Raw genomic sequence first — 6553 nt, 5'->3', positions numbered from 1 at the left:
CCGCCCATCCCGTCCGGTCCCGTTCCCACGGCCGGGGGACGGCGGCGGGTGCTGGTGACGATCGCCCTCGCGGTGGCACTCGTCAACGGCACCGCCGGGGTGATCGCCCACGGTTGGTGGCCCGGCAGCGGCTTCGGCCGTTCCGGACCGCCCGGCCAGGACTCTGCCGGCCGGGGATCCGCCGGCGGGCAGAACATCGTTGCCGCGGCCGGCCCGGCCGCCGCGCTGTCCGGCCGGATCGTGCCCCGGGGCAACGGCAGCCCTTCCCCGGTCCCGGTCGGCCTCGACGGCTGCGACTACAACTACGTCGCGGCCGCCACCGGCCGACGGGTCTGCGTCCCGCGCACCCCACCGCCCGGCCGCCGGATCGACTGCGGCTACCTGCGAGAACAGGGGATCGGCTCCGTTCGAGTCGTCGGTCAGGACACCCGGCGGCTCGCGGGCGTGGTCCCCGCGGCCGCCCGGGGCGCGGTGCTCTGTGGCTCTTGACGACGTACCTGCGGACGGCGACGCCAGCAGGGTCGGCGGCGTGTTCGGTGGCCTCGGCATGCGGTTGTGGCCGGCGCGCCGCGGGCTGGTGGTGCTCATCGTCGCCCTCGGGGCCGGCGTGCTGGCGGCCTGCGGTGGCGCCGATTCTCCTGCCGGTGGCGGGCCACCGGCTGTGGTCGGCGGGCCGGCGCGTGGTTCAGGTGCACCGGACACGGCCGGTGGCGGCTGGCACGGCGCCGTTGCTGGCATCGCCGTGCCCCGCCCGTCGTTCGTCCTGACCGACACCGGCGGGCACCGTTACGACTTCGCCCGTGCCACCGCCGGCCGCGCCACGCTGCTGTTCTTCGGGTACACGCACTGCCCCGACGTGTGTCCGACGACGATGGCGGACCTCGCGGCGGCCCGGCAGGTCGCCGGGCCCGCGATCGCGGCGAAGGTGACGGTCGTCTTCGTCACGACCGACCCGGCCCGGGACACCCCGGCGGTGCTGCGCCGCTGGCTCGCCCAGTTCGACGCCGGGTTCGTCGGGCTGACCGGCACCCAGGCGCAGATCAACGCGGCGCAGCGGGCGGTCGGCGTGCCGATTGCTCTCGCCGACCCGGCCGTCCGCGCCGGTGCCGGTCCGGCCTACCTGGTCAGCCACGCCTCGCAGGTCCTCGGGGTCGGCCCCGACGACCGCGTGCGGGTGCGTTACTTCGCCGACACGAAGGTCGCCGAGTACGTCGCCGATCTACCAAGGCTCGTCGCCGCGCTCTGATCCGCCTTCAGCGCTCTGATCCGCCTTCAGCCTCCACGGCGCACGATCCCGGATCGCTCGCGCCGCCCGTGGCGGCGGCATCCCGCCGTTGCGGCGTCCCGCCAGTCCGGTGTCCTGGCCCACGCCGCCGCGTCCTCATCCCGTCAGGCAGGTACAGGTGAAATCCGACTCCACACCATCGCGGCCCCGCACGTTCCCCTCCGCCTCGCCGCGGCACCCCTCCGCGCACCTCCACCGCGACCCGCGGGCGTCCGCCCGGCGCCGACGGCTGGCGACGGCGGCCTGGGGGGTCGCGCTGCACGTCGCGCTCGCCGTCCTGTTCGCCGGCCCGCTGGTCGTCGAGGACGGCCTGGCCTACGTGATTGTGGCCGCACTCGCGGTCCTCGCGCCCCGCACGTTCGGTCGCGCCGGTCCTCGCCGATCGCCGGTCGCCTGGCCGCGGCCGGTCGGCGCTGGCGGCGGCGGTCTCACCGTGGTCCGCGTCGCCGGACGTGTCGATCATCGTGGCGCCCGGCTGCCGCGGATCGTCCAGCTCGCCTGCGAATCCGCCGGCTGGTACGTGTTCACGATCGCCGGTTCCGCGGATCTTCGGGTCGCCTCGGTCGGGGGTCCCGACCTGCCCGGCTGGCTTGCCGCGACGCTGGGGGCGGCGGCGGCGACGGGCGGCTCCCTGCTGTTGTCCCGCCGTGAGCCGTCCGCCCGGGCGGCGCGCCACCGCCGTCGCGGGCTGTCCATCGTGGCCGCCGTGCCGCTCGCCGTGGTGCTGGCGATGCGCGCGGCGCAGCATCACCACGCGGTGCTGATCGCCGCGTGGACGGGGGTGTCGCTGCTGATGCTGGTCGTCGCCATCCTCACCCTCGTGCGCGGCCAGTACAGCTGGCAGCTGCCGGAGCGGGTGCACCACGTCGACCTCGCCGACGTGGTGGCGCCGTGGCACCGGTTCTCGCTGATCATCCCCGCCCGCGACGAGCCGATCCTCGGCCGGACCCTGACCCAGATCCTCGCCGGCGACTATCCGGCCGACCTGCTGGAACTGGTCGTGATGGTCTCCCACGACGAGGTCGACCGGCCGACCCGGCGCATCGCCGAGCAGATCGCCGCCCGTCACCCCAACGTCCACGTCATCGCCCCGGAGGGCAACCAGCGCAGCAAGCCGCTGTCGCTGGAGGACGCCCGCCGGCACTGCACCGGGGACATCGTCGGCATCGTCGACGCCGAGTCGCTCATCGCCGGCGGCCTGCTCTCCTACGTCAACTCGCTGGCGCTGCGCCAGGCCGACGTCGGCATCTTCCAGGGCGGCGTCCAACTGATGAACGTGCGCGGCCCGGGGCGCCAGGTGCGGCCCACCGGCGTCGGCCGGCCGCGCGCGGCGCTACACCGGTGGAACACCGGAACCTCCTGGTGGCGGGCCCGCAACTGCCTGGAGTACTACATCTGGTTCATGTCCCGACTGCGCTTTCAGGCGCGGGCGCGCTTCATCCCGCTGGGCGGGAACACCGTGTTCATCCGCCGGTCCGTGCTGGAACGGCTCGGCGGCTGGGACGTCGCCTGCCTCACCGAGGACTGCGACCTCGGGGTGCGTGCCTCGGTCGCCGGCATCCGCACGACGGTGTTCTACCACCCGGACCTGACGACCCGGGAGGAGACGCCGGAGAGCCTGACGAAGCTCGTCGTCCAGCGCACCCGCTGGATGATGGGGTTCATGCAGGTCCTGTTCAAGGGGGACTGGCGCCTGCTGCCGGGGGCCCGCCAGCGGCTGATGGCCGCGGAGATGCTGGCCATGCCGTTCTTCCAGGCGATGGCCGGGCTGCTGCTCCCCGTCTCGGCAGTCCTCACGCTGGTCCTCGCGGCGCCGACGGGCCTCGTCATCGTCTTCTGGCTGCCGCTGGCCGCCTCCGTCATGTCCGTCTTCTCCGAACAGGCGGCGTTCCGGGAGTTCGCCGATGCCTACGATCTCGCCGTCGGCCGGTGGGACAGCGTCCGGCTCATCCTCAGTGCGCCGTTCTACCAGCTCGTGCTGTCGATCGCCGCGGTGCGGGCCACCGCCCGCCTGCTGCGCGGTCGGCTGGAGTGGGAGAAGACGTCGCATTCCGGCGCCCACCACGGCGCCGGTGCCGGAGCGGGTCGCTTCGGACTGGAGGCGGCGTCGTGACCACTGTCCCCGACGTTTTCGACGAGACCCTGCCGCACCCGGTGGCGCCGCGGCCCGCCGCCTGGGCCGCCGACCGGGCCCGGCTGCTCGGCGCGTGGGTGGCGGCCGGCGCGCGGGCCCACCGGAGCAGCCTCGTCCTGCTCGCGGTGCTCCTGCCGGTCGTCGCGGTGGTCCACGGGGTCAACTTCGACGGCTGGCCGGGGCGGGTCACCGACGACGAGGGCACCTACGCCGCCCAGGCCTACTCGATGCAGTACTGGAACCGCATCGCCCACTACACCTACTGGTATGACCATCCGTTCGGCGGCTGGCTGCTCATCGCGATCTACACCAAGCTGACCGACGGCTTCCACCGGGCGGCGACGGCCGTCACCGCCGCCCGCGAGCTGATGTTCCTGCTGCACCTGGTGAGCTGCGTGCTGCTGTACCGGCTCGGCCGGCTGCTCGGCCTGCGCCGGTTCTTCGCCGGGCTCGCCCTGCTGGTGTTCTCGCTGTCGCCGCTCGCGCTGTGGTACCAGCGAATGGCGTTCCTCGACAACATCGGGGTGATGTGGCTGCTGGCGGCCTTTGTCTGCGCCGCCTCGCCGCGGCGCAGCGTGGCCGCCGCGGCGCTCGCCGGGACGTTCATGGCGTTCTCCTTCTGGTCGAAGGAGACGACGCTGCTGTTCCTGCCCGGGCTGTACGTGCTGCTCTGGCAGCATCGGGACCCGCGGAACTGGCGGTTCGTGCGGCGGAACTTCCTCGGCTGCCTGCTCGGGATCTGCGGCATCTACATCCTGTACGCGGCGGCGAAGAACGAGCTGTTCGAGGGGCCCGGCCACGTCTCGCTCGAATGGGCGGTGCGCTGGCAGTTGTTCGACCGGGCACCGAGCGGCAGCGTGCTCGACACCGGCAGCGACACCTACAACGTGGTCCGCTCCTGGCTGGACCTCGACCCGTACCTGGTGCTGGCGGGCATCGCCGCGGCCGTGCCGCTGCTCGCCCTGCGCCGTCTGCGGGTGGTCTCGGCGCTGCTGCTGATGCAGTTCGGCTTCATCTTCCGCAACGGCTACCTGCCCAACCCGTACGTCACCGCGATGCTGCCCTTCGCCGCCCTGTGCGCCGCCGGCCTGCTCGACGCGGTGCTACCCCGCGCCCTGCCCCGGATGAGCACTGACCACGGCGGACGCGACGGCGATGGCGAACGCCACGGCCACGGCGACGGCGACGGCCACGGCGACGCAGTCCGCGAACGCGGCGGCGGGCGGGGCATGCCGGAATGGACGACCGCGGCGTGGACGGGCCTGCGCCGGGGCGCGGTGGCCGCGGCCGTGGTCGGCTCGGTGGTGACGCTGGCCTGGGACTGGACGCCGAAGATCCACAAGGCGCTCACCCTCGACGCGAGCGCCCCGAGCCGGGACGCCACCCGCTGGTTCCTCGCCCACATCCACGACGACGGCACGGTCATCACCGACGACATCGCCTGGACCGACCTCACCATCCACGGCCGCCGCCCACTGCCGGTGTGGTTCTACAAGCTCGACCTCGACCCGGAGGTGCGCGGCCACTTCCCGCACGGCTGGAAGGACGTCGACTACCTGATGATGGGCAAGCCCCCGGACTCGGTGCTCGCCGAGGTCCCGATCGTCGCCGAGGCCCTGCACCACTCGGTGGTGCTCAAGTCCTTCGGCAACGGCGAGATCGAGATCCGCCGCGTGCTCCCTCCCGGCTGCCGCGTCGACATCCCACCCGCCCGCTGCGGCCCCGGCCCGGATTCCGTACCAGCACGATCAGGTGACGGTGACGCGCAACGGCCGGCCAGCGGCCGTGGTCATCCCGGCGCAGGAGCGGGAGAGCCCGCACGAGACTCCGGAGATTCCCTCCGACGTCGAGACGGTGTTCTCTCTCCTGGCGGCGGGTGAGGAGATCGCCCGAGGCGAGGTCCACCCGACCGACGAGGTGCTCACGGCGTTCCGCGAACGAGGCCGGAGGAGAAACGAGGCCGGAGGAGATAAGCCTCGGCGCCGTGCAGTTCCAGACCGGCCGCCGACTCCACTCCCCGACGGATCCAGATCAAGGACCTCCGCGCGGACCGCCCTCTGATCACAACCAGCTGCGCGTCCTGAGCCGCGCAGCCGCCATGAATGGTCAGGAGCCGGCCTTTTCCGGGCTCGGCACCCAATTGAATTCCGGGCAGAACCTGGCGTAGGTGACCAGCTTCCACGCCGCGTAGTCCTTGAGTCGGCTGGCCTCGTGCAGCAGATGCTTGACCCAGGTGTGGCAGATCCGTTCCGAGGGGGTCATCGCCTCGTCGATCTGGTCGAGCATCCGGCCGGCCAGGGCGAAGTCGTCGGTGGTGAACGCGCTCAGGTCGATCTCGACGCCGTCGACGTCGAACGCGAACACCAGCCGGGTGGTGGAGAGGCTGGTCCTCCGCTCGCCGAGGAACCGGGCGCGGCCATCGAGGGCGGCCATCAGCGCTGGCCGGTGGTCGACCGGTTCGCCGATCCCCAGATCGAGATCGGAGTTTTCCAGGTTCAGCCGGGTGCCGAACGACCCGACGTCACGCGAGCTGTGACCGGTCCACTGTGCGATGAGCGCCGACGCCTGCGCACGGACGGCCAGCAGTCGCGCATCATGGACGCGCATCGCGGTGTAGAAGCGTTCCGCACGGTCGAACTCGGCAGCGGGAATGTCGCCGCGGTCGACCCATCCCTTCGCGAGGATGCCGTTGAGGTCCAGGGCGGTGGGATGCGGAGTCATCACCAAGGTGACTCTAGTGTCACACTTGGCAACGGCATTGATGGCCCGCTGCCTGCTGCTGAGAGGAAAACAAGGCGGAACAGATGACCACAGGTCCGCTCCCCACTCCCGCCCGCTCCCTCCTTGACGCCGTCCAGCCTCTGCGCGAGCTAGCCCGTGCCCGTGTCTTCGCCGAGTGCGTCATTCAGGCGGCGAGCAACGGTGCCACGAGGCGTCGGGCGACGTCGGAGCCCCGGGTCAGCTCAGCGCGATCAGCGCGCCGAGGGCGAAGCCGGTCGCGGCGAGCCAGACGAGGGTCGGTAGCGCATGTAGCCAGCGCGCGAGTGGTCGCCGTTCGGCGCTCCCACCCGCCCCGTCCGCTGGTCCCGCCTGGCCGGGCACCGGGGGGCGGCCTGCGGCCGGCGACCCAGGTG

The 6553-nt window shown here is 72.5% G+C and carries 5 protein-coding genes and 1 pseudogene; 5 read left to right on the top strand and 1 reads right to left on the bottom strand.

What is annotated here, in order from left to right:
- The 5 genes and pseudogenes from NBZ83_RS28835 to NBZ83_RS34060 all read left to right on the top strand — a co-directional run.
- Positions 1-489, top strand: a 489-nt coding sequence (locus NBZ83_RS28835; protein ID WP_261576200.1) for a hypothetical protein, incomplete at its 5' end; no start/stop codon positions are given.
- The gene (locus NBZ83_RS28830) at positions 479-1246 is read left to right on the top strand and encodes an SCO family protein (RefSeq protein ID WP_261569455.1); all 768 of its coding nucleotides are present in this window, start codon (positions 479-481) and stop codon (positions 1244-1246) included. The genes NBZ83_RS28835 and NBZ83_RS28830, both read left to right, overlap by 11 nt.
- A 157-nt stretch (positions 1247-1403) precedes the next feature.
- The gene (locus NBZ83_RS28825; protein ID WP_261569454.1) at positions 1404-3398 is read left to right on the top strand and encodes a glycosyltransferase family 2 protein; all 1995 of its coding nucleotides are present in this window, start codon (positions 1404-1406) and stop codon (positions 3396-3398) included.
- On the top strand, positions 3395-5299 hold the full coding sequence (locus tag NBZ83_RS28820; RefSeq protein WP_261576199.1) for an ArnT family glycosyltransferase: 1905 nt from the start codon (positions 3395-3397) through the stop codon (positions 5297-5299). Before NBZ83_RS28825 ends, NBZ83_RS28820 begins: the two co-directional genes overlap by 4 nt.
- Positions 5199-5480, top strand: a pseudogene (locus NBZ83_RS34060) (hypothetical protein); the annotation flags it as partial. The gene NBZ83_RS28820 and the pseudogene NBZ83_RS34060, both read left to right, overlap by 101 nt.
- 45 nt (positions 5481-5525) lie before the next feature.
- On the opposite strand, the gene NBZ83_RS28815 reads toward NBZ83_RS34060, so the two are convergent.
- Positions 5526-6140 carry a hypothetical protein gene (locus tag NBZ83_RS28815; RefSeq protein WP_261576198.1) on the bottom strand — a complete coding sequence of 205 codons (615 nt, stop codon included), beginning with the start codon at positions 6138-6140 and terminating at the stop codon, positions 5526-5528.
- Positions 6141-6553 lie beyond the last annotated feature (413 nt).

The organism is Frankia gtarii (assembly GCF_025403375.1).
GTDB classification, from domain to species: Bacteria; Actinomycetota; Actinomycetes; order Frankiales; family Frankiaceae; genus Frankia; species Frankia gtarii.
The sequence above is the reverse complement of the archived record's forward strand: the minus strand, read 5'-3'. Positions and strand labels throughout refer to the sequence as shown.